At 70.3% G+C, this 21564-nt stretch carries 27 protein-coding genes and 1 tRNA gene; 19 read left to right on the forward strand and 9 right to left on the reverse strand.

Annotation, left to right across the window (positions count from 1 at the left end; translation table 11 throughout):
* Positions 1–29: 29 nt before the first annotated feature.
* Positions 30–1172, reverse strand: a complete 1143-nt coding sequence (locus ACQUST_RS12035) for a glycosyltransferase family 2 protein (protein WP_435128773.1) — start codon at positions 1170–1172, stop codon at positions 30–32.
* A gap of 334 nt (positions 1173–1506) precedes the next feature.
* Here ACQUST_RS12035 and ACQUST_RS12040 point away from each other — a divergent pair, with 334 nt between their 5' ends.
* On the forward strand, positions 1507–1941 hold the full coding sequence (locus tag ACQUST_RS12040) for an RDD family protein (protein ID WP_435128776.1): 435 nt from the start codon (positions 1507–1509) through the stop codon (positions 1939–1941).
* Positions 1942–2037: 96 nt separating this feature from the next.
* Entirely contained in the window at positions 2038–2460 is a 423-nt protein-coding gene (locus ACQUST_RS12045; RefSeq protein WP_435128779.1) for a CBS domain-containing protein, read from the forward strand.
* 40 nt (positions 2461–2500) lie between these two features.
* On the opposite strand, the gene ACQUST_RS12050 is transcribed toward ACQUST_RS12045, so the two are convergent.
* Positions 2501–3505 (reverse strand): hypothetical protein, encoded by a 1005-nt coding sequence (locus ACQUST_RS12050; protein WP_435128782.1) that lies wholly within the window; start codon positions 3503–3505, stop codon positions 2501–2503.
* Positions 3506–3595: 90 nt separating this feature from the next.
* On the opposite strand from ACQUST_RS12050, the gene hisD reads away from it, so the two are divergent.
* Positions 3596–4867, forward strand: a complete 1272-nt coding sequence (gene hisD, locus ACQUST_RS12055) for a histidinol dehydrogenase (RefSeq protein ID WP_435129349.1) — start codon at positions 3596–3598, stop codon at positions 4865–4867.
* Positions 4868–5028: 161 nt separating this feature from the next.
* On the opposite strand, the gene ACQUST_RS12060 is transcribed toward hisD, so the two are convergent.
* Complete coding sequence (locus tag ACQUST_RS12060) at positions 5029–5256, reverse strand: hypothetical protein (RefSeq protein WP_435128785.1); 228 nt, start codon at positions 5254–5256, stop codon at positions 5029–5031.
* A gap of 185 nt (positions 5257–5441) precedes the next feature.
* Between ACQUST_RS12060 and ACQUST_RS12065 the strand changes: the two genes are divergently transcribed.
* The gene (locus ACQUST_RS12065; protein ID WP_435128788.1) at positions 5442–5810 is read left to right on the forward strand and encodes a HesB/IscA family protein; all 369 of its coding nucleotides are present in this window, start codon (positions 5442–5444) and stop codon (positions 5808–5810) included.
* Between the two features lie 77 nt (positions 5811–5887).
* Here the strand turns inward: ACQUST_RS12065 and ACQUST_RS12070 are convergent, their stop codons facing one another.
* The gene (locus ACQUST_RS12070; protein WP_435128791.1) at positions 5888–6403 is read right to left on the reverse strand and encodes an Lrp/AsnC family transcriptional regulator; all 516 of its coding nucleotides are present in this window, start codon (positions 6401–6403) and stop codon (positions 5888–5890) included.
* A 213-nt stretch (positions 6404–6616) separates the two neighbouring features.
* On the opposite strand from ACQUST_RS12070, the gene ACQUST_RS12075 reads away from it, so the two are divergent.
* The 7 genes from ACQUST_RS12075 (at position 6617) to ACQUST_RS12105 (ending at position 11343) form a co-directional block, all read left to right on the forward strand.
* On the forward strand, positions 6617–7540 hold the full coding sequence (locus ACQUST_RS12075; RefSeq protein ID WP_435128794.1) for a DMT family transporter: 924 nt from the start codon (positions 6617–6619) through the stop codon (positions 7538–7540).
* 120 nt (positions 7541–7660) lie between these two features.
* Positions 7661–7903 carry a DUF5816 domain-containing protein gene (locus ACQUST_RS12080; protein WP_435128797.1) on the forward strand — a complete coding sequence of 81 codons (243 nt, stop codon included), beginning with the start codon at positions 7661–7663 and terminating at the stop codon, positions 7901–7903.
* Positions 7904–8022: 119 nt separating this feature from the next.
* Complete coding sequence (locus ACQUST_RS12085) at positions 8023–8640, forward strand: mechanosensitive ion channel domain-containing protein (protein WP_435128800.1); 618 nt, start codon at positions 8023–8025, stop codon at positions 8638–8640.
* 96 nt (positions 8641–8736) lie between these two features.
* A complete protein-coding gene (locus ACQUST_RS12090; protein WP_435128803.1) occupies positions 8737–9750 on the forward strand; it encodes a metal-dependent hydrolase in 1014 nt (337 codons plus the stop codon).
* Between the two features lie 46 nt (positions 9751–9796).
* Positions 9797–10435, forward strand: coding sequence for a hypothetical protein (locus ACQUST_RS12095; protein ID WP_435128805.1), 639 nt, complete (start codon positions 9797–9799; stop codon positions 10433–10435).
* The gene (locus tag ACQUST_RS12100) at positions 10432–11097 is read left to right on the forward strand and encodes a hypothetical protein (protein WP_435128808.1); all 666 of its coding nucleotides are present in this window, start codon (positions 10432–10434) and stop codon (positions 11095–11097) included. The genes ACQUST_RS12095 and ACQUST_RS12100 overlap by 4 nt, the downstream gene beginning before the upstream one ends.
* A 45-nt stretch (positions 11098–11142) precedes the next feature.
* Positions 11143–11343: a dodecin gene (locus ACQUST_RS12105; protein ID WP_435128811.1), complete on the forward strand. Its 201-nt coding sequence runs from the start codon at positions 11143–11145 to the stop codon at positions 11341–11343.
* A gap of 146 nt (positions 11344–11489) precedes the next feature.
* Here the strand turns inward: ACQUST_RS12105 and ACQUST_RS12110 are convergent, their stop codons facing one another.
* Positions 11490–12581, reverse strand: coding sequence for a mechanosensitive ion channel family protein (locus tag ACQUST_RS12110; protein WP_435128814.1), 1092 nt, complete (start codon positions 12579–12581; stop codon positions 11490–11492).
* A gap of 104 nt (positions 12582–12685) precedes the next feature.
* Here ACQUST_RS12110 and ACQUST_RS12115 point away from each other — a divergent pair, with 104 nt between their 5' ends.
* Positions 12686–13435 carry a proteasome assembly chaperone family protein gene (locus tag ACQUST_RS12115; RefSeq protein ID WP_435128817.1) on the forward strand — a complete coding sequence of 250 codons (750 nt, stop codon included), beginning with the start codon at positions 12686–12688 and terminating at the stop codon, positions 13433–13435.
* 101 nt (positions 13436–13536) lie between these two features.
* The gene (gene trmB, locus ACQUST_RS12120) at positions 13537–14574 is read left to right on the forward strand and encodes an HTH-type sugar sensing transcriptional regulator TrmB (protein WP_435128820.1); all 1038 of its coding nucleotides are present in this window, start codon (positions 13537–13539) and stop codon (positions 14572–14574) included.
* Positions 14575–14703: 129 nt separating this feature from the next.
* Here trmB and ACQUST_RS12125 read toward each other — a convergent pair whose 3' ends face one another.
* Complete coding sequence (locus ACQUST_RS12125; protein WP_435128823.1) at positions 14704–15774, reverse strand: M42 family peptidase; 1071 nt, start codon at positions 15772–15774, stop codon at positions 14704–14706.
* Positions 15775–15888: 114 nt separating this feature from the next.
* Here ACQUST_RS12125 and ACQUST_RS12130 point away from each other — a divergent pair, with 114 nt between their 5' ends.
* Positions 15889–16182, forward strand: coding sequence for a hypothetical protein (locus ACQUST_RS12130; RefSeq protein WP_435128826.1), 294 nt, complete (start codon positions 15889–15891; stop codon positions 16180–16182).
* 39 nt (positions 16183–16221) lie between these two features.
* Here the strand turns inward: ACQUST_RS12130 and ACQUST_RS12135 are convergent, their stop codons facing one another.
* The gene (locus tag ACQUST_RS12135) at positions 16222–17055 is read right to left on the reverse strand and encodes a succinylglutamate desuccinylase (RefSeq protein ID WP_435128829.1); all 834 of its coding nucleotides are present in this window, start codon (positions 17053–17055) and stop codon (positions 16222–16224) included.
* A gap of 139 nt (positions 17056–17194) precedes the next feature.
* Positions 17195–17677 carry a DUF309 domain-containing protein gene (locus ACQUST_RS12140; RefSeq protein ID WP_435128832.1) on the reverse strand — a complete coding sequence of 161 codons (483 nt, stop codon included), beginning with the start codon at positions 17675–17677 and terminating at the stop codon, positions 17195–17197.
* Positions 17678–17797: 120 nt separating this feature from the next.
* Between ACQUST_RS12140 and ACQUST_RS12145 the strand changes: the two genes are divergently transcribed.
* Complete coding sequence (locus ACQUST_RS12145; RefSeq protein WP_435128835.1) at positions 17798–18082, forward strand: hypothetical protein; 285 nt, start codon at positions 17798–17800, stop codon at positions 18080–18082.
* A 114-nt stretch (positions 18083–18196) separates the two neighbouring features.
* Positions 18197–18280 (forward strand) — tRNA-Leu (locus ACQUST_RS12150).
* Between the two features lie 183 nt (positions 18281–18463).
* Here ACQUST_RS12150 and ACQUST_RS12155 read toward each other — a convergent pair.
* A complete protein-coding gene (locus tag ACQUST_RS12155; RefSeq protein WP_435128838.1) occupies positions 18464–18715 on the reverse strand; it encodes a hypothetical protein in 252 nt (83 codons plus the stop codon).
* A gap of 144 nt (positions 18716–18859) precedes the next feature.
* Here ACQUST_RS12155 and ACQUST_RS12160 point away from each other — a divergent pair, with 144 nt between their 5' ends.
* The 3 genes from ACQUST_RS12160 (at position 18860) to ACQUST_RS12170 (ending at position 21496) form a co-directional block, all read left to right on the forward strand.
* Positions 18860–19672, forward strand: coding sequence for an inositol monophosphatase family protein (locus ACQUST_RS12160; RefSeq protein WP_435128841.1), 813 nt, complete (start codon positions 18860–18862; stop codon positions 19670–19672).
* Between the two features lie 99 nt (positions 19673–19771).
* Positions 19772–20221 carry an Lrp/AsnC family transcriptional regulator gene (locus ACQUST_RS12165; protein WP_435128844.1) on the forward strand — a complete coding sequence of 150 codons (450 nt, stop codon included), beginning with the start codon at positions 19772–19774 and terminating at the stop codon, positions 20219–20221.
* Between the two features lie 99 nt (positions 20222–20320).
* Positions 20321–21496 carry an HD domain-containing protein gene (locus ACQUST_RS12170; protein ID WP_435128847.1) on the forward strand — a complete coding sequence of 392 codons (1176 nt, stop codon included), beginning with the start codon at positions 20321–20323 and terminating at the stop codon, positions 21494–21496.
* The last annotated feature ends 68 nt before the right edge of the window (positions 21497–21564 follow it).

The following is a 21564-nucleotide window of genomic DNA, read 5'->3' on the forward strand; positions in this document are numbered from 1 at the left end:
ACCGGGCGGCGCGCCGCCGCCGCCGCGACTCACTTCTCGATGACGGTGAACTCGTTCCCGGAGAACAGCACCGCGTATATCGGGGAGAGCGCTTCGAACACGGCGTACAGCGGCAGCGCGAGCGCGAGCACCGGCCACCGGCTGCCGCCGACGCGGCCGACGCCGTACAGGTAGGTGCCGCCGTAGACGACGCCGGCGAGCGTCGGCGCGAGTTCGAGGACGTCTGGGAGGGCGACGCCGCCGGAGGAGTACCACAGCAGCGTGCCGAGCGGCCCGGCGACGATGGCGCACACCCACGAGGAGAACCGGAGTCCGGTCAGCGCGCGGGTGACCGGCGAGGCGCTCCACAGCAGGTTCCACGTCCCGATGAACCACCGGGAGCGCTGCTCGAACAGGGCTTCGAGCGTGTGCGGGCTGAGGATGCTGACCCTGGTCCGCGACTGCCACGTCCGCACGTCGTTCCGGACGAGTTCGGCGGCGAACGCGAAGTCCTCGACGATGGTTTCGCGGTCGAAGCCGACGTCGAGCAGCACGTCCCCGCGGGCGGTGAGCAGTTCGCCGTGGAAGCCGATGTACGGCCGGCCGAACAGCCCCGTGAACGCCCGGAACACGGTGAGGTCGTCGAGCAGGCGGATGTGGTCCATGATGTACGTCACGGTGCTGTCGCCGCGCCGCGGGGAGAGCACCGCGTTCATCGCGCCGCGGCCCTTGGCCTCCTGCACCGGAATCTCGTAGAGGAAGCGGTCGTCGCGGACGAGGTTGTCGTCGTCGATGAACGAGTACCAGTAGTCGGGGGCGTCGGCGACGACGGTGTCGATGAAGTACTGGATGGCGCGGCCCTTCGCGACCGCGTCGCAGTCGTAGTCGTCCGGCACGACGACCGTCTCGACGCCGTCGAGCGCGCGAAGTTCCGCCTCCAGGTCGGCGCCCTCGTCGGTGAGACAGTACACCGTGTAGTCGCTGAACCGGTCCCGGTGGTGATCGAGACACTCCAGCAGCGAATCGCGGACGTGGTCGGCGCCGACCGTCGGGACGACGAACCGGACGTTTTCGGCCGGTTCCGAGGCGGTCTCGGGCCGATACAGCAGGTAGCCGAGGAGCCCGAGGACGAAGTACGCGAGGAGGACCGTCCCGACGAGACTTCCCAGTACGAGGACCAGTCGGACGAGCACACGCGTCACTCCGCGGACGCCGCTCTAAACGCTGACGGAATCGGGACCAGTAAGGCGATTCTGGTGTTTAAATACGGTTCTACACAGCAGAAATATTGTGAACGATCACGAGGAATTCTGCGTCGGTGACCTGCTTTTCGGAGCGGCAGGTCACGGCACACCAGACCTCCACTCGACCACAGGGATGCCGTGCTCGATACACTCCGTCCACGCTCTGACCGCGCAGCCCCGCCATCCCGGTCGCTGATTTTGTCGGTCCGGACGCCCGGAAGCGAACGACTGTTCGGCGGCGAACCGCAACGTTTAGCAGGGAATTCGCCGAATTCGCCGGCGTATGCCCTCCAGCCAGCCGCGGTCCGCACAGCTCCGCGACAGGACCGACGTGGTCGGCGGCCGCATCGTCGCACAGATCATCGACGTCATCGCGATGACGGTTCAGATACTCGTCGTCGCGGTGGCGCTCGGAGCGCTCCTCGGCGGGAGCGGCACCGGGCCGGTCGCCGTCGGCATCCTCACGCTGCCGCTGTACGGCGGCCTGCTCGAAGGGTACTGGGACGGACAGACGCTCGGCAAGAAGTTCGTCGGCATCCGCGTCGTAGACCGCCGCGGCGGCGACTGCTCGGTGGGCCAGGCGTTCGTCCGAAACCTCCCGGCGGTGGTGATGCCGGGGTGGCTCGCCTACCTCGTCGCGCTCGCGTCGATGGCGGCCAGCGACACCCGCCAGCGCGTCTTCGACAGGCTCGCCGAAACCGTCGTCGTCCGCGCCTGAACCGCACTCCCACGCCGCTGCCCGGCGCCGGCGACGAGGCGGAGCGAACCGTTCGGCCACCACGTTTTCCCGCGCTCGCACCGACGACTCCCCCGTATGCCGGTCCACCACCTCGCAGTCGAGCCGGTAACGGCTTCGCCGGACGACTCGGTCGAATCGCTCGCGGAAACGATGGCCGAAGACGGCATCGGCGACGTCGTCGTCACCGAGAACGAGTCGCCGGTCGGCGTCCTCACCGACCGCGACGTCGCCGTCGCCTACGGGAACGGCCGGAACCTCGACGAACTGGAGGCTGCCGACGTCATGTCTGAGAACCCGGTGACAATCGAAGGCGACGCCGAAGCCGTCGACCTCCCGAAGCGGATGGCCGAAGCCGGTGTGCGGCGGCTCCCGGTCGTCGACGACCACGGCGACATCGAGGGCGTCGTCACGCTCGACGACGTGGTCGCGGTCGTCGGCGAGGAGCTGGAAGACGTCGCGACGGTCATCGAGTCGCAGTCGCCCGGCTACTCGCCGTAACAGGCCGACGGGCAGCGGTGGGTCCTCCGGGCCTGCGCGGTCACGTCGTGAACCGCAGCAGGTACTCGTAGTACTCGCCGCCGTACTCGATGTACCGGAACGACGGGTCGTCGTCGCCGGCGTCCTTCTCGATGTTCCCGTCGAGGTAGGCCCTGCGGTGCAGCGCTTTCAGCACCTCTCGGTATCCGTCCGAGTACGGGTGGCTCTCGGCGTACCCTTCAGCGGCGGCCTCCCGCATGATGGACCGCGCGGCTTCTGAGAGCTGTTCTCGCTCGACGGACGCCGTGACGAGGCGGGCGCGGAGGATTTCCTCCATCTGCGCCGGGTCGTCGGCGACCGGTTCGACGACGGCGCGGTACACCGGCTCGTGGAACCGTTCGCGCGCGACGTCAACGGCGTAGATGGTGTCGCGGAAGGCGACGTGGCTCGGCGGCGACCCGTCGAGGAGGCTGCTGTCGGTGACGGCGTCCTCGTCGCGGTAGACGTAGCCGCCGCGGTCGACGAGTTCGCGCGGGTAGCCGCCCGCGTTGCCGCGGGCGCGAGCCGGCATGTGGGCGACGTGGACGGCGCGCTCGTCGACCGCGGGGAGCGACGACGCGTCGACGTGGTCGGGGACCGAGTCGAGCTGGTCGGTCCGGCCGACGGTCTTCAGCCTGAGCACCGGGTGAGTCGCCGTCGACTCGTCGACGACGACGGAGCCGAGTTCGTAGTAGTTGCCGTCGTGTTCGGCGTACGCCGGGTCGCCGTGGGTAAGGAACGGCGTGTGGTACGTCGTCGTGTACGCCGTGCCGTTGCGCGCCGCCGCGAACGCCGCCTCGTCTCCCGACGAGCCGGTGTCGTCGAGCGAGCGGACGAACCGATCCCGGAGCGACCCCTCTTCGTGCTCCATCGAGAGTTTCAGCGCGCGGCCGTCGCCGTCGCCGCCGCCGTCTCCGCCGAGTGCGTCGAGGCAGCCTGCGAGGCTGCCGACCGCGGCGGTTCCGGCGAGCGCGAGGACTGTCCGCCGTGACTGCGCGGGCTGCCGTGACTGCGTGGAGGGCTGCACGGTTCCGACGACGCACACCCGGGCCTTCAAAACCTCGCTCGCGGGACCGGAACGACTTTTCGCGCCGCGGCCCGAACGTCGGCCATGACGCTGACACCGCGCGACGTCGCCGACCTCTCGACGGGCGAACGTCGCGCCTTCTTCGAGCGGGACGCCGGGGTCGACGCGGTCCGCGGCGACGTCCGCGAAATCGTGGAGACGGTTCGCGACGAGGGCGACGCGGCAATCCGCCGGTTCTCCCAGGAGTTCGACGACGTCGACGTCGCCAACATCGACATCACCGACGAGGCCGAGCGCGCCGTCGACGAGGTCGGCGACGACGAACTCGCCGCCGTCCGGGACGCCATCGAGAACGTCCGGGAGTTCCACGAGGCGCAGCGCCCGTCGGACTGGACCGAGGAGTTCGGCGACGGCCGGACGCTCGGCCGCCGGTTCCGCCCCATCGACCGCGTCGGCGTCTACGTCCCCGGCGGCACCGCCGCCTACCCCTCCTCGGCCATCATGGGCGTCGTCCCGGCGACCGTGGCGGGCGTCGACCACGTCGCCGTCGTGACGCCGCCGGCCGACGACGTCGACCCCGTGACGCTCGCCGCGATTCACGAGGCCGGCGCCGATGCCGTCTACTCCGCCGGCGGCGCGCAGGGCGTCGCGGCGCTCGCGTACGGCACCGAGACGGTCCGCGCCGTCCGGAAGATCGTCGGCCCGGGCAACAAGTGGGTGACCGCGGCGAAAGCCGAGGTCCGCGGCGACGTCGAAATCGACTTCCTCGCCGGGCCGAGCGAACTGCTCGTGCTCGCCGACGACACCGCCGACCCGGAACTGGTGGCCGCCGACCTCGTCGCCCAGGCGGAACACGACTCGGACGCGTCCGTCGTCGCCGTCACCGACGACGAGGACGTCGCCGCGGCGGTCGCCGAGGCGGTCGACGAACAGGCCGCCGACCGCGACCGCGAGGAGACGATTCGGGCCGCCCTCGGCGCCGACGCCTCCGGCGTCCTGGTCGCCCGGTCGATGTCCGAGGCAGTACTGTTCGCCGAGGAGTACGCCCCCGAGCACCTGTCGATTCAGGCCGACGACGACGAGGTGCTGCTCGACCGCGTCAGCAACGTCGGCTCCGCGTTCCTCGGGCCGTACACGCCCGTCGCCGCCGGCGACTACGCCTCCGGTACGAACCACGTCCTGCCGACGAACGGCGGCGCGAAAGCCTTCGGCGGCCTCTCCGTCGACACCTTCCTCCGCTCGTCGACCGTCCAGCGACTCGACGAGGACGGCCTCGCCGACCTCGCCGACACCGTGACGCTGCTCGCCGAGGCCGAGGGCCTCGACGCCCACGCCGAGAGCGTCCGGAAACGGTTCGAGTAGGCGGGCGGCTGCTGCGGACGGACGTTCGGTGGTTACCGCTCGCTGCTCTGTGCTACTCTGCTCGATGCCCGAGCGGCGGGTCGAGAGACGAATCGGGCGATGTCGATACGGGCGGAGCGACGTCGAGCCGTCCGTTTGCGACCCGAAGCCTGCTCGATGGTTCACTCGGTGTACTGCCGGAAGCCGATCCAGAGGGCGGCCGCGAGCCCCACGAGGCCGAATGCGGCGACGAAGAACACGAACTGCGTCTCCAGCGCGGCCGAAACCACGGGGATGTCGGCCGTTTTGAGGCGGGCGAGCCCGAAGAATATCCCGAGGACGACGCCCGCGGCGGCGAGACGGGAACCGAGTTCCCGCACGAAGCTCCGGAACGAGAAGTCACGTGCCATATCGAACGGCTGGCTGGAGCGGCATTTCGGTCTGTTGAAATCGTACTCGGACGGTGGCTACGTGGCGCCGACACCGCTGCCGCGCGGTCCTCGGAGGCCGGTCCGCCGCCGTCTGCGTCCCGGTCGAACACGTCGAAGCCTCCGTCGGCGTCAGGGTTATGAGGACACAGCCGGATTATCCGCACATGAGTACTGACGCGTCCGATGGCGGCAGCGCGGACCCGGTAGTGTCGGTGACGCCCGACGCAGCCGAGGAAGCGGTGTCGCTTCTGGAGGGCGAAGGGATGGACACGGACGTCGCCGGGCTCCGGCTGTTCGTCCAGCAGGGCGGCTGCGCCGGGCTGAGCTACGGGATGCGGTTCGATACGGAGCCGGAGGAGGACGACCGCGTCGTCGTCCAGCACGGGCTGCGCGTGTTCGTCGACCCGTCGTCGCTGAACTACATCGGCGGCTCGACGCTGGACTACGAAGGCGGCCTGCAGGCGGAGGGATTCCACGTCGAGAACCCGAACATCGAAGCGGAGTGCGGCTGCGGCGAGTCGTTCCGGACGTAACGCGGCGGCATCGACCCCGGCTGCCCGGAAAGTCGGTTCTGCGTTGCTCTTTGCTCCGCCAGCGTCGGCCGTCGTCGTCAGCTGTCGTCGTCCGCGTCGGCCTCGGCGCCGCCGTCGGTGAGTTCCGCGACGAGCGTGTCGAGGCTGTAACTCTGGAGCGCGCTGTGTGCGTCCGCGACGGTTTCGACGACGAACGTCGAGTTCGTCCGCTCCACCTCGTCGATTCGCTCGAAGTCCGTGATGAGCCGCTCGACCATCTCGCGGCCGGAGAGGTGCGCGGTGACCATGAAGTCCGTCTCGCCCATCGTGAAGTACACCTGCGTCACCCCCTCGATTTCGGCGAGCTTCTCCCCGACGTCGTGGTGTGTGCCTGAGTAGTCCGTGAACACGTCGAGGACGACGGTGACGCCGAGCCCCAGCGCGTCGAGGTCGACGTCGTACAGGTCGTTCTCGATGACGCCGGCGTCGCGGAGGTTGTTCAGCCGGTAGTGAATCGTGGACACCGGAATCCCGGTCTCCTCGTGGAGCCGCTCCGGGCTCCCGGTTTCGAGGTCCGCGATGGCTTTCAGGATGGTGACGTCGCGCTCGTCCATCTGGCTACCGTGTCACTCGGCGACCGCAAATAGCCACCGGCTCCGGGGCGCACGGAAGGACTCCCGACACATCTCACCGCTCTCCGACGACGCAAACAGCCCGGACATTCGTGATGGAATATCCCGTCAGGTGTCTCCCAAGCCGTTCGTGACACGGCCACACGGAGAAGAGTTGAAGGGAACTCTAAAATACTCCAAGGATCTTGGATAGGCATGAACTGGGACTGGCGGACTCTCCCTCCGGCCGCGCTGTTCGCGGTGCTCGCGCTGCTGTGGGGCGGGTCGTTCGTCTGGATCGAACTGGGGCTCGACTACTTCCCGCCGCTGTCGTTCGCGGCGCTGCGCTACGACGTCGCCGGACTGCTCGTCGTCGCCTACGCGGCGACAACGGTGGAGCGCTGGCGGCCGCGCGGCCGCGAATGGCTCTCCGTCGGCGCCGCGGCGCTGTTCGTCTTCGCCGGCTACCACGGCCTGCTGTTCCTCGGCGTCGAACACGTCAGCGGCGCCGTCGCCGCCACGCTCATCGGCCTCAATCCCGTCTTGACCGTCGGCTTCTCCGCGGTCGTCCTCCGCAGCGAGTCGCTGGACCTGACGCGGGTCGCCGGCGTCCTCTTCGGCTTCCTCGGCGTCGCCGTCGTCGCCGGCATCAGTCCGTCCGGATTCGTCGGCACCGACGTCGCGGGCGTGCTGCTCGTGCTCGCCGGCGCCGCGTCGTTCGCGTTCGGCTCTGTGCTCAGCCGCCCGCTCGCAACCGACCTCCCGACCCGGACCACGCAGGGCTGGGCGATGCTCGGCGGCGCCGCCGTCCTCCACGTCGGCGGCTGGCTCCGCGGCGAATCCGTCAGCGACGTCGCCTGGACGGCCGAGTCAATCGCGGCGTTCGCGTACCTGACGCTGCTCGCCGGCGCCGTCGCCTACCTCGTCTACTTCCACTTGCTCGACGTCGTCGGCCCGACCGAACTGAACCTCGTCGGCTACGTCGAACCGCTCGTCGCCGCCGGCGTCGCCTGGGCCGTCCTCGGCGAGGTCGTCGCCCCCAGAACCGTCGTCGGCTTCGCGTGCATCCTCGTCGGCTTCGCCGTCGTGAAGCGCGCCGAACTCCGTCGGCTCGCCGACCGCGCCACCGCCGGCGTCTGACCCGGCCGACGCGGCGTTGCGGCTGCTGACCGCCCATCCGACTCGCCGGGAACTCGGAACTGCGGGCGGAATACCTGCGAACCCGGGAAGCTTTTTGGCCGCAGACGGCGTCGATGACACGTGAACCTCGAAGTCCTCGACACCGACGCCGGTTCGCTGTACGTCGACCGCGCCGCCGCCGAACGCGGCTCCGAGGCGCCGTTCTTCCACGTCTACGCCGACGCCGACGCGGAGACCCGCTGGGGCTACTTCTGCGGGAACTGCGAGACCGTCGACAACGCCATGGATACGATGGGCCGAATCGCCTGCAACCGGTGCGAGAACATCCGGAAGCCCGAAGAGTGGGACGCCGCCCACGAGTAACCGCGTCGACTCCGCGCGACGCTCGGCGTCTCCAGGTAACTCGCGTCGACTCCAAACGGCCCCCGTCGGCTGGCCCGCGCCCCCAAAGAGCCAACTGTTCGCGGTGAGCAGCCTCCCACGTGCTTCCGGCTTCGGCTCACCGACTGACGGCTCCCCTGTTCGGCGACGTCCTCGGGGGGCTCGTCCGCGACGCGCTCTGGTCGTTCGTCGCCGACATCGAGGCGGCGCTCCCGAAGGTCATCGCCGGCGTCGTGTTCTTGCTGCTCGCCGCGCTGCTCGTGAAGCTGGTGACGACCGCGGTGCGCTGGGCGCTCGAACGGACGCTGGGGGGCGAATCACCGGTGTACCGACAGTTCATCACCACCATCGTCGCCGCCTTCCTCTGGTTTGGCGTCGGCCTGTCGTTCCTCTCCATCGTCGGCCTCGACAAGATCGCGCAGTCGCTCGGCACCGCCGCCGGCTTCCTCGCGCTCGGCGTCTCGTACGCGCTGTCGAGCATGATAGCCGACGCCGTCGCCGGCGTCTACCTCCTCCGCGACCCGGACTTCAACCCCGGCGACCGCGTCGACATCGGCGGCACCACCGGCGTCGTCAGGTCCATCGAACTCCGGAAAACCCGGCTCAGCGTCGACGACGACACCGTCGTCCGCGGCAACAGCGAAATCGAGAAGAAGTGGACGAAACTCGCCGAGGCGCCGGCGTCGGAGGCGGACTCGGAACCCGATTCGGCGCCGTGAACCGCTGCCACCCGGATACTCGCGACACGCGCGGCTCCGGGAGTCGATGACACGCACGACAGGAAGTTTATAGCTCGTGACGAGTAACTCCGCGGTATGTTCGTCGGCCACGCCCTCCTGGCGTTCGCGCTCGTCGCCGCCGTCGCCCACCGGCTGGGCTCCGAGCGGGCGCTGACGCTGGGCGTCGTCGCCGCCGCGTTCGCCGCCGTCCCCGACGTCGACATCGGCTACGCGCTCGTCGGCGTCGCCAGCCACCTCGGCGGCGTCGGTGTCGCCGGCGCGACCGGCGCTGGCGGGACGGCCGCCGGCGACGCGGTGTCGCTCGCCGCGACGTTCTGGTCGACCGGGAACGTCGTCCACCGCGCGGTCACGCACTCGCTCGTCGTCGCGCCCGTCGTCGCGGCCGCCGCGGCGCTCTGGGTCACAGACCGGACCGACGCGCGGCTGGTCGGCGCCGCGCTGCTCGGCGGCCTCGTCGCGGTCGCGGCCGCGGTCAGCGGCGCGCTCGGCGCGGCCGTCATGCTCGCGTTCGCCGTCGCCGCGCTGCTGCTCGCCGCCGCGGTCGCCGGCCGGACCGACCTGACGCCCGCAGCGACGTTCGCCGTCGCCGCGTTCGGACTGCTCTCGCACCCGTTCGGCGACCTGTTCACCGGCGAGCCGCCGCGGCTGCTCTACCCACTCGGCGTCGAACTGGTGCCGCACCGAGTCGCGCTCAGCCCGGACCCGACGCTCCACCTGCTCGCCGCGTTCGGCGTCGAACTCGCCACCGTCTGGGCGGCCGCGCTCGTCTGGGCGCGCATCCGTGCGACCGACGCGGGCGGCCCGGCGAGGCTGCTGCCGCGCGTCGACGCCCGCGCGGTCGCCGGCGCCGGCTACGCCGCGTCCGCCCTCGTCATCCCCGCGCCGACGCTCGACCTGTCGTACCCGTTCGTGTTCAGCGTGCTCGCGGTCGGCCTCGTCGGCGTCGCGCCCCGCGTCCGGCTCCGCCCCCGGACGTGGCGCATCGGCGTCGCCCGACCCGGCCCGGAACGTACGGTGTTCACCGCGCTCGCGGCGGTGACGGTCGCCGCCGCGGCGTACCTGCTCGCGTACCTCGGCGGCGTCGCCTGACTGCACGGTGAGAACGGTTTTGAGTGCCGGGTCCGAATCGAGGTTCATGTCGACGTCCGGGCTGCGAGAAGTGGTCGAAGCGAGGCGGCTGAACGCCGCACTCGGCTGGCTCGTCGTCGCGTTCCTCCTGCTCACCGCGACCAGCGAACTGCTCGTCGGCGACGTCGTCTGGGGCGTCTTCGTCGCCGCCGTCGCCGTCATCGCCCTGATTCCGCCGGTCGCGTTCCGCGACCCGACCGCGATGCTCCCGTGGGAGGTGCTCGCGCTCGCGTCGCTGCCGGCGGTCGGCCGGACGCTCATCGCCGGCGAAACCGTCGCCGGCGTGACGCTCACCGGCCGCATCACGACGTACCTCGCCGTCGCGACGGTCGCGCTCATCGTCGCCGTCGAGACGGACGTGTTCACGCCGGTCCGGATGAACCACAGTTTCGCCGTGTTCTTCGTGACGATGACGACGATGGCGGCCGCCGGCGTCTGGGCCGTGATGCGGTACGCCTCCGACGTCCTGCTTGGGACCGACTGGCTGCTCGACGGCCGCCCGGAGGAGGTCGTCGAGACCGCGCTGATGTGGGACTTCGTCGCCGCCACGGTCGCCGGCGTCGTCGCCGGCCTCCTGTTCGAGTTCTACTTCCGGCGCCGGTCGAACGCCGCAGAGCGCGTCGCAGTCGAGGTGGCCGAGCCGTGAACGTCCGAGACGCGCTCGGCATCTCCGAAAAGCGGCAAGAACAGCTCTCCCGCGTGCTGCAACTGTCGCTCGTCGGCCTCCTGTTCATCGGCGTCGACCGCGGCAACATGGGTATCGCGGTGAACGCGACGGTCGCGCTGGCGGTCACCTACCTGCCGGCGCTGCTCGAACGCGAGTACGACGTCCCGATGGACGCCGGGCTGACGCTGTGGATCACGGTCGCCGTCTTCTTGCACGCGCTCGGAACCGTCGGCATCCCGGGGTCGCGGTACAGCTTCTACGCGAACGTCTGGTGGTGGGACCACATGACGCACGCGCTGTCGTCGTCGGTCGTCGCCGCCGCCGGCTACACCGTCGCGCGCGCCGTCGACGAGCACTCGGACGCCGTCTACCTCCCGTCGCGGTTCATGTTCGTGTTCATCCTCCTGTTCGTCCTGGCGTTCGGCGTGTTCTGGGAGGTCATCGAGTTCGCGGTCAGCGGCCTCGCGTCCGTCCTCGGCAGCGGCTCCGTCCTCACTCAGTACGGCCTCTCGGACACGATGCTCGACCTGGTGTTCGACGCCATCGGCGGCGTCGTCGTCGCCGTCTGGGGGACCGCCCACCTCACGGACGTCGCCGGCGCGCTCACCGAGAAACTGGACGAGCGCAGCGGCGACGCCTGAGCCGCGAACACCTTTTTCCCGCGGCCGCCCCTGCTACCGACTGTCATGGTATTCAAGAAGGTGACACTCATCGGGAGCAGCGACGAGAGCTTCGACGACGCCGCGGACGACGCCATCGACCGCGCCGAGGAGACCCTCGACAAGGTCCACTGGGCCGAAGTCACGGAGATGGGCGTCGAAATCGCGTCCGTCGAGGGCCGTGAGTACCAGGCCGAAGTGGAAGTCGCGTTCGAAGTCCAGGAGTAGCGACGCCGAGAGCCGGCGGCGACGTACGGGTCGACCGCGACGACCCCGAGGTCGTCGCTCTCGTCGCAGACCAGTTCTGTTCTTCTGCGAAGTCCGAAAATGAGGCGCCTCGTCTGGCCGGAACACGGCCCGGACAGGTGCCGCCTTCACTCGCCGCCGTCGCGGGCGTCGGCGTCGCCGGACCTGTCGGGGCCTGCGGTGCGCTTCTCCTCGGCGGCGCCGCCGGAGCGGTCCGGGCCGACCGTCCTGCTCTCGTCGTCGGGAGTTTCGGACGCGCCGCCGTCGAGCGGGCCTTCCGAGACGGCGACCTCCGCGGTGCCGCTCGTCTCGTCGAACACGAGGTGGCTGTGCGGGTAGGCGATGGTGACCGCCGGGTCCTCCGTCTCCAGGAGGTCCCAGATGGCGGTCTGTACCTTCGACCGGATGGTGAGCAGTTTGTACGGCGACTCAGTCCAGTACCGCAGCGTGAGTTCCACGCCGTGGTCGCCGTAGTTGTCGATGTACGCCGTCGGCTTCGCGGGGTAGCGGGCCGCGCCGATGCGGATGTCCGGCCCGCCCTCGATGACGCCCTCGCACGAGGCCGCGGCGCGCTCCATCAGCCGCCGCGCCTGCTGGATGTCGGACTCGTAGGTGACGACGAGCGTCAGCGACAGCCTGGTCCGCTGGTCCTCCGCGGAGTAGTTCGTCACCTTGTTGTCGCGGATGACGCTGTTCGGGATGACCGCGAACGTGTTGTCGAGCGTGAACACCTTCGTGTAGCGGAGCGTGATGTCGTCGACGAATCCGCGCGTCCCGTCGGCCAGCTCGACCATGTCGCCGATTTCGTACGGCTGGTCGGCGAGCACGAACACGCCGTTGACGATGGAGCCGACGATGGGCGCGAGCACGATGCCGATGACGGCGGAGAACACCGTCACCGACAGCACGATGTTGCCGAGTTCGAGGCCGGCGAGGTTCAGGCCAAACAGCGCGAACACCAGGACGACGCCGATGCGGGTCGCCCGGAGGACGGTCTGGGCGACGCTCTGCCGGACGAACCGCTGAGCGATGGGCCGTCCGAGCAGCCTGACGAGGTACTTCGAGACGACGACGCCGACGACGAGACACAGCAGGAACAGGACCGCGGGGACGCCCGGCACGGCGAGGACGTCCCGGTAGAGCGCGGCGAGGCCCGCGAACACTCCCGACCCGGTCGGCGGCGGCGCGGTCGTCGTTGCCGACGCGGTTCCGGATTGCATACCGCAGCCGACAGCACCGCGCGGAAAAAGCGTTGCCCTCCCGGAGTCGACCGGGCCGGTCAGGCGGTCGGTACGCCTAACTCCGGGGCCGCCGAACCGGGGATATGCCCGAGCTGTCACCGGATTCGGACGCGATCTATCAGATCGAAGCGACTGAGCAGCCCGAAGCGACCGTCATCGCGGGGTTCTCGCAGTACGGGCTCGCCGGGCTGGCGGCGGTCGACTTCCTCGTCGACCACCTCGACCTGGAGCAGACCGGGTTCATCCGCGCGGACGGCCTCCCGACCATCACGCCGTTCGAGAACGGCCGGCCCCGGCAGCCGACGCGGCTCTACTCCCGCGACGACCTCGACGTGACGGTGCTGGTCGGCGAGCTCGCGGTTCCGGTGTCGATGGCCCAGCCGTTCTCGGAGGCGATTCTCGACTGGACCGAGGAGGCAGACGTCGACGAACTGGCGGTGCTCTCGGGCGTCCCGGTGCCGCACGGCCCGGACGACCACCGGACGTTCTACGTCGCGACCGACGACTACCGCGAGAAGCGGTTCGGCGACGACTCGCCGGTGCCGCCGATGGGCGCGGGCTTCCTCGACGGCACGAACGGGTCGCTCGTCAGCCGCGGCATGGACTCCCCGATGGGGGTCTGCGTGTACGTCACGCCGGTGCACGACCAGGTGCCGGACGTCGAGGCGACCATCCGGCTGCTCGACTCGCTCGAATCCGTCTACGGGCTCGGCGTCGACACCGCGCCGCTGCGGTCGTTCGCGGACCAGGTCCAGCAGTACTACCAGAACCTCGCCGAGCGACTGGAGTCCGAGCGGGCGGAGGAGCAGCCGCTCGACCGGATGTACATGTAGGCCGGCTGTCACCGGCCCGGGGCGTGCTATAACAGCTTTTCGGAACGCCGTGTTACTCGCCGTTCAGTAAACGACTTGTCGCTCCGGGAAAACCGTGAGGTATGGCCGACGACCTGCGCTCGACGATGGAGCGCGTCGGGGAGCGATTCAACCTCGGCGAGTACGAAATCGACGCCTACCTCGCCGTGCTCGAAAACGGCGAACTCACCGCGAGCGACATCGCGAACCGGACCGACATCCCCCAGCCCCGGGTGTACGACACCGTCCGGAGCCTCTCGGACCGCGGACTCGTGGAACTCCGCGAGTCCCGCCCGATGAAAATCGTCGCGGTCGACCCGGACGAGGCGTTCGGCGGCATCCGGTCGAGCCTCGCGGAGATGGTGGACGAACTGGAGGCGCGCTACACGGCGCCGGCGCGCGACACCGAGGCGGTGTCGCTCGTCAAGTCCCGCTCCACCATCCTCCGGTACCTGGAGGAGGTCATCGAGGGCGCCGAGTACGAACTCGCCGTGTCGCTCACGCCGGACCTGCTCCGCCGGTTCAACGAGGAACTCACCGAGGCGGTCGGCCGCGGCGTCGCCGTGGAGGTGCTGGTCGCGCCGGCGGCGCGGGCGCCGTCGCCGACCGAGTTCGACTACGACGCCGTCGCCACCGAGGCCCGCGAGCGACGCGGCATCACGACGCCCGTCATCGCGGTTGGCGACGGCGAGTACTCGGTGTACGCGACCCAGGACGCGCTCCGCGACGACCGCGACCGCTACGGCGTCATCTTCAACCGCTCGGCGCTCGGCTTCCTCGTCTCCGGGTTCTTCGGGACGGTGCTGTGGAGCACCGCCGAGGTCATCGTCGCCGACGGCGAAGACCGGCCGTTCCCGCGGACGTACGCATCCATCCGTCGCGCAGTCAAAGACATCCACGAAGTCGACGGCGACTTCGAGGCGTCCGTCACCGGCCGCGACGTCGAAACCGGCACCGACGTCCACGTCGAGGGACCGGTCGTCAGCTACGAACACGACCCGTCAGAGCAGGTCGCGTCCATCACGCTCGAAACCAGTGAGGGCGACCGCGTCACCGTCGGCGGCCTCGTCGCCGCCTACGAGGACATCGAGGGGCAGGAGATCGAACTACGGCGCGCCTGACCTGGCCGCATCTGACCGGACCTGACCGGACCTGACCGGACCTGACCCGGCCGCACCGCCTTCGAGCCGTACCGTCTGAACCGTTACGGTCCGGTGGCCACCGTCCCAGTCCGCTGTTCTCCGCGGCCGCTACACCTCGACTTGGAACGGCGCGAACTCGGAGGCCCGTTCGGCCATCGCGCCGAACAGGTCGGCGACGGCGACGAGGTCCTCGGTGTCGACGACCTCGACCGGCGTGTGCATGTAGCGGTTCGGGATGCCGACGTTCAGCGACGGGATGCCGCCGCGGCTGGTGAAGAAGGCGTCCGCGTCCGTCCCGGTCCGGCTGCCGGCAGCCTGCAGCTGGTAGTCGATGTCGGCGTGGTCGCCGGCGGTCCGAGCGAGGTCGACGACGACCGGGTGGTTCGCGGAGCCGCGGCCGACGACCGGTCCCGCGCCGAGTTCGACCGGGCCGCGCTTCTCCTTGTCTATGTCCGGGTTGTCGGTGGCGTGCGTGACGTCCGCGGCGACGGCGACGTCCGGGTCGAGGTCGAACCCGACCATCTGCGCGCCCTTCAGCCCGACCTCCTCCTGGACCGTGGAGACGGCGTAGACGGTCGCGTCGACGTCCGCCTCGGCGGCGCGGCGCAGCCCCTCGGCGGCCGCCCAGGTCCCGACGCGGTTGTCCATGCCGCGGGCCGAGACGCGCGAGCCGTGGAGGTCGGAGACGGTGGAGGCGAACGTCACCGGGTCGCCGACTTCGACGAGGTCCGCGGCCTCGTCGGCGTCCGTCGCGCCGACGTCGACGAACTGGCCGGCGATCTCCTCGTACTCCTCGTCGGACGGGTCGCGCAGGTGAATCGCGGTCTGCCCGATGACGCCGTGGACCGGGCTGTCGCCGTCGTCGGCGTGAACCGTCACGTGCTGGCCCTTCGAGACCGTGCGGTCCGAGCCGCCGACGCGGGAGAGCCGCAGGAAGCCGTCGTCGGTGACGTCGCGGACGATGAATCCGATTTCGTCCGCGTGGCCGGCGAACGCGATTTCGGGGCCGTCGCCGGAGCCCTCGTGGACCGCGACGGCGTTGCCGTACGAGTCGGTGCTGACTGAGTCGGCGAACTCCGCGACGTAGTCGGTCCAGACGCGCTGCCCGGCGGCTTCGAAGCCCGACGGCGACGGCGTGTTCAGCAGGTCGTCGAGGAACGCGCGGCGTGTCTCGTCCATACGCGCCGTTCGGCGCGGCGGGTGAAGAAGCCGATGACTCCGGCCGTCCCGCCGCTCGCCGACTCGGACGACGCCGCCCCAACCGATAAACCGCGCCGAGCCGATGCTCCACTCATGTCCGAGTTCACGTTCCTCGAACTCCACCTGCACGACGGAATCAGCCTTCGGAGCGGCGCTGAGACGGACGAACAGACGGAGCAGAGCACCGGGGCGGCCCCGACGGCGAGCGACGATGAGTCGTCCGGCGTCGGCGGCGCTACGGTCGTCGCCGCGCTGGCCGCAGTCGTGGTCGTGGTCGCCGTGGCCGTCGGCGCGAAGAAACTGCTCTCGGGCGACGTCGACGCCGCGCTCCCGGACGAACTCGACGACCTGGACGACGTCGACGACCTCGGCGACCTCGGCGAGTAGCGTCGGTGCCGCGGTGCCGCGGTGACCGGGGTCGCGCCGCTACGTCAGCGTCCCGACGTTCTCGGCGGCGTAGCCGAACACGTCCTCGTAGCCGTACGCGGAGAGCAGCACCGGGTAGAACGGCTCGTCGGCGGTGAACGACTCGCCGTCCGCCGTGGCGAACTGCTCGCCGGCCTCGACGCGCTCGAAGTTGTGCGCGAACACCTCGTACCGGTCGGCCGGCGGCTTCGCGATCGGGTCGAGCAGCCGAAACACGTCGACCTCGTTAGTGGCTTCTTCGGCGTCGCCGGCGAGACCGACCAGCCCGTCGTTCGACTCCTCCTCGGCGACGGGCGCCGGCAGCGTCTCGGTGGCAGTGAGGAACGCCCGGACGAGCCAGTAGGCGTTGTCCGCGGCCTCCGTTGAGCCCTGCAGGCCGCATTCGACTTCGACTGTGTGCGGGTGCTCGATGAGCCGCCCCTCGGTGAATCGGTCCGTCTCGACGAGCGTGTCGACCGGGAGCGACGGGACGACGGCGCGGACGACCTCGTCGACGGTGTCACACAGCGCGAACGGCTCCGCGTACGACTGCGTTGAGTGCAGCGAGAACGTCGTGCAGCCGTCGAGTTCGCGCGCGAGCGCGGCGGCGAGCCGACCCTCGTGCGTCTCCGCGTCTCTCGACCCGGGGAACGCCCGGTTCAGGTCCTCGTCGACGTACCGCGTGTCTCGCTCCAGCGCCTCCTCGTTCGCGACGACGAGTTTCACCGGCCGCGCGACGTCGGGGTCCTCGGCGACGAGCCGCTCGATGGCGGCGGGCCCGCACGGCTCGTCGCCGTGAATCCCGCCGACGACGGCGATTTCGGGGACACCATCGCCCAGTTGGTGGACTCGCATACCGTCTCTCCGCCGGCCGACTATTTGTGGGCCACGGTCCGCGAACCGACAGTTCGGCCGCTCCGCCACCGTTCCGCTGCTCCGTCGCTCGGCTACGCCGGCGTTCCGCTGCTCCCCCCCGATTCGCCCCGCTGCTGCGCTACTCCAGCGTCTCGACGTAGTCGTAGTCCGCGTCGTAGGCGTCGACGCGCTCGCCGTCGAGCCTGATTCGCCAGCCGTCGACCGCGGCCGGGTCGTCGAGCGCCGCATCGAGCGTCGCCCGGACGTCGGCGACGTCGACGCCGTAGAAGTCGTCCGGGAGGCCGTCGAGGTACTGCAGCGCCGTCTCGAACAGCGACCGCATCCCGTCGTCGTCCTCGAAGTCCACGCGCTTGTACGCGCCGGCCGCCACCTGTACCATCCCGTGGAGGAACGCTGACTCGGCCGTGCCGCTGCCGTAGTTGTACCACTCGTCCTCGAAGCAGTCGTGGCTCTCGTGGTAGTCGCCGCTGTTGAACAGCCTGACGCCGTGTTCGGTCGCGCGGCGGAGCGTCGCGTGCTCCCACACTCGCTCGCGGGTCCGCCACCCGGTCGGGTCGCCGAGCGGCGGCGCGACGCTCGGGTCGCGGGTGTGGTCGTCCATGACCAACAGTCGCGGAGCCGTCGACGTAACTCCGTCGCCCGACTGCGCCGACCGCAGCCGGACGGGGAACGCGGGACGCGGGGACGGATTTATCTGTCGACGCGCCAACGTCCGACACCGATGGTCGACCTCTCGGCGGTGGTGCTCCGCGTCGGCGACGCGGTCGCGGCGGCGTGGGTCCGCGCCTCGACGGCGACGCGGCGGCTGCTGTTCCACAGCGGCTACCGGCCGGCGCTGCTCTACCTGCTCGCGTTGAACCTCGGCGGCGTCAGCTTCCTGCTGTTCCTCGTCGGCAGCGGCGGCGGCCCGTCGCGGTTCCAGTTCGCGCTGTTGCTCGCGTCGCTCGCCGTCGTGCTTTACCTGTCGATTCGGCAGGCGGGGAACGCCCCGACCCGCGGCCGGTGAGGAGCCGCTTCCGTGCAACCTTTATAGCAGTCGACGCGACGGTTCACCCGTGGACGAGCGGCGACGGCTCCGCCCGAGACCGGCGCCGCGTCCGTCCGAACAAGAGCGGTCCGTGCGAGGGTAGCCAAGCCAGGAAACGGCGGCGGACTCAAGATCCGCTCCTGTAGAGGTCCAAGGGTTCAAATCCCTTCCCTCGCACTGGCAACAGTGCGGAAGACGCCGCAGGGGCGCTCTTCCCTCGCAAAACTTACTCGGCGACGCTGCACTCCGAGCGGCTGCGCCGGCGAACGGCCGCGACGGAGAAACGCGGTGAAGAGAGCGCAGAACGGCGCGTCGCGGTCGGCGCGGCGGTAGGCTGCGAGTCGACGGTCGAGCCGTCGGTCAGTTCCCGCCGTCTGTGGCGACGCCGAGGACGCGGTCGGCGACGCGGTTCGCTTTCCGCGGGGTCGGGCGGCTTCCGGCGCGGACGGCGTCGCCGAGTTCCGCGGCGAGTTCAGCGACGTCGGCGCCGGTGCCGTCGTCGGCGACGCGTTCGAAGGCGGCGCGGTAGCCGGCGGCGCAGCGGCGGCCGCCGTCCGTGGTTGTCGCGTCGATGACGTGCTCGATGTGCCGGACTGCTTCCGGTGGGCGCATACGCAACCGTACCACCCTGCCCCCTATAAGTTCACTCTGAGTCGGAACTGAGTAAATCGCGTGCGGCGGAGGAGTGCGGTCGCCGCTGTCGGGGCGGAGCGGAACCGACGGATATTCGGTGCGGCCGCAGGAACCTGTGGAGTCATGAGCGACGAGACTGGCCGCGCCGCCGTCGTCGAACGCGCGGCGCGCGCCGGCGCAGCGGTCGCGGAGGAGCACTTCCGACGCGACATCGACGTCGAGACGAAGGGCGGAAAGACGGACGTGGTGACGGAGGCCGACCGGTCGGCGCAGCGCCGCGTCATCGAAACCGTCCGGGAGACGTATCCGACGGACGCGTTCGTCGGCGAGGAGGAGGACGAACTGAAGGCGGTCCCGGACTCCGGCCCCGCGTGGGTCATCGACCCCATCGACGGCACGAACAACTACGTCCGGAACATCCGTGTGTTCGCCACCTCCGTCGCCGCCGTCGTCGACGGCGAACCGGTCGCCGCCGCGAACGTCCTCCCGGCGCTCGGCGACGTCTACACCTCCGACGCCGACGGCGCGTACCGCGACGGCGACCCGGTGTCCGTCAGCGACGTCGCCGACCCGGAACGCGCCGCGGTCGCGCCGACGATCTGGTGGGGGTTCGACCGCCGCGACGAGTACGCCACGGCCGGAGGCACACTGGTCGAACGGTTCGGGGACATGCGCCGGTTCGGCTGCGCGCAGGCCACGCTCTCGATGGTCGCCGACGGGTCGCTCGAAGGCGCCGTCACGAACGTCGACTGCAACCCCTGGGACACCGTCGCCGGCGTCCACATGATTCGGCAGGCAGGCGGCACCGTCACCGACCTCGACGGCGACCGGTGGACGCACGACGACCGCGGACTCGTCGCCTCGAACGGCGACCTCCACGACGAACTGCTCGCCGCGGCCCGCCGCATCGACGAGGTCCGCGACGACGACCGGTAGCCTCGCCGTCGCGCGACGGCAGCCCCCGGACGTGTCGGTTCGGCGGGCGGAGATTGAGCCGAACGCAACGTCGAAGTACGCCCCGCGCGACTCCGAGATATGGAACTGGACGAGACGGACCGGGCGATTCTGCGGGCGCTTCAGGAGGACGCACGCACCCCGTTCAGCGAGATTGCGCGCCGCATCGACATGTCGAGCGCGACGGTACACGACCGCGTGTCGCGGCTCGAAGAGGCCGGCGTCATCCGGGGCTACCACGCGGACGTCGACGCCGCACAGCTCGGCTACGGCGTCTCCGCGCTCGTCGGCCTCCGCGTCGAACAGGGCCACGAGGAGGACGCGCTCGAACGGCTCCGCGGCATCGACGGCGTCCGCGAAGTCCACCTCACCACCGGCGAGTGGGACGTGATGCTCCGCGTGTACGCCGAGTCCACCGACGGCCTCCGCGAACTGATGTTCAACGAAATCGCCGCCACCGACGGCTTCGACCGCTCGCAGACCATGGTCATCCTCGGCACCGACTACGAGGAGTCCGGCGTCCCCATCTGAGCCATCCCCCTCCTGCCCGCCTGACTGTCCGCCGCCGACCGCGAGGACTCGCGACCGACAGAATTTCACGGCGACCGCGCGCACTGTCTCCATCTCCGCATGAAGGCCATCAAGGACAGCGTCCACGACTACATCACGCTCGACCCGGTCGCCGTCGACCTGCTCGACACCCGGGCCTTCCAGCGGCTCCGGCACATCAAGCAGCTGTCGACGGTCCGGCTGGTCTACCCCTCCGCGTCGCACACCCGGTTCGAGCACAGCCTCGGCGTCTACCACCTCGCGAGCCGCGCCCTCCAGCACCTCGGCGTCGACCCGGACGGCGACCGCGCGCGACACCTCCGCGCCGCGGCGCTGCTGCACGACGTCGGCCACGGCCCGTACGGCCACCAGACCGAGGAGGTCATCCGGCGGCGCGCCGGCCGCCACCACGACGAAATCGGCGGGCTGCTCGGCGACACCGACGCCGGTGCGGTGCTCGACAGGCACGGCCTCGACCCCGGCCGAGTCGCCGACATCGTCCGCGGCGACGGCGAACTCGGCCAGCTGGTGTCCGGCGAGCTTGACGTCGACCGGATGGACTACCTGGTCCGGGACGCCCACCACACCGGCGTCCCGTACGGCACAATCGACCACGAACGGCTCGTCCGCGAACTCCAGTACCAGGACGGAGCGCTCGTGCTCGCGGAGGGGAACGTCCAGACCGCCGAGTCGCTGCTGCTCGCCCGCGCGCTGATGGACGCGACGGTGTACCGCCACCACGTCTCCCGCATCGCCGGCGCGATGCTGGAGCGCGCCTCCGAGCGGCTGCTCGACGCCGACGACGGGCCGACGGTGCGGGAGTTCAGCCGGATGGCGGACCACGATCTGCTCGTCGCGCTCCGCGAGCGCGTCCCGGCGCTCGGCCGCCGCATCGAACACCGCGACCTGTACAAGCGCGCCGCCTGGGCCGACCTCAGCGCGACGCCCGCGGACGTCGTCGACTTCCGGCACGCCGACGAACGCGACGCCGAGCGCGACGTCGCCGACGTCGCCGGCGTCGACCCGGCGGACGTCATCGTCGACGTCCCGAGCAGGCCGACGTTCACCGAGGCCGGGAGCCGCGTCGTCGTCAACGGCGTCCCGCAGCGGCTCGAAGACGCCTCCGAACTCGTCTCGGGGCTGCGCGCCGCCCAGCGCGCACAGTGGCGGATGGGCGTGTACGCGCCCGAGGAGCACGTCCCCGCCGTCGCCGCGGCGACCGAGGACGTGCTCGGCGTCCGCGCGGACGTCCCCTGACGACGGAGCACTTCGGTACGGAACCGCTCGGCGTTCTCTTCGGCTCGGCACGCTCACCGGCTCTGCGC

The sequence above is a fragment of the Halobaculum sp. D14 genome, assembly GCF_051195135.1.
Lineage (GTDB): Archaea > Halobacteriota > Halobacteria > Halobacteriales > Haloferacaceae > JBNTKA01.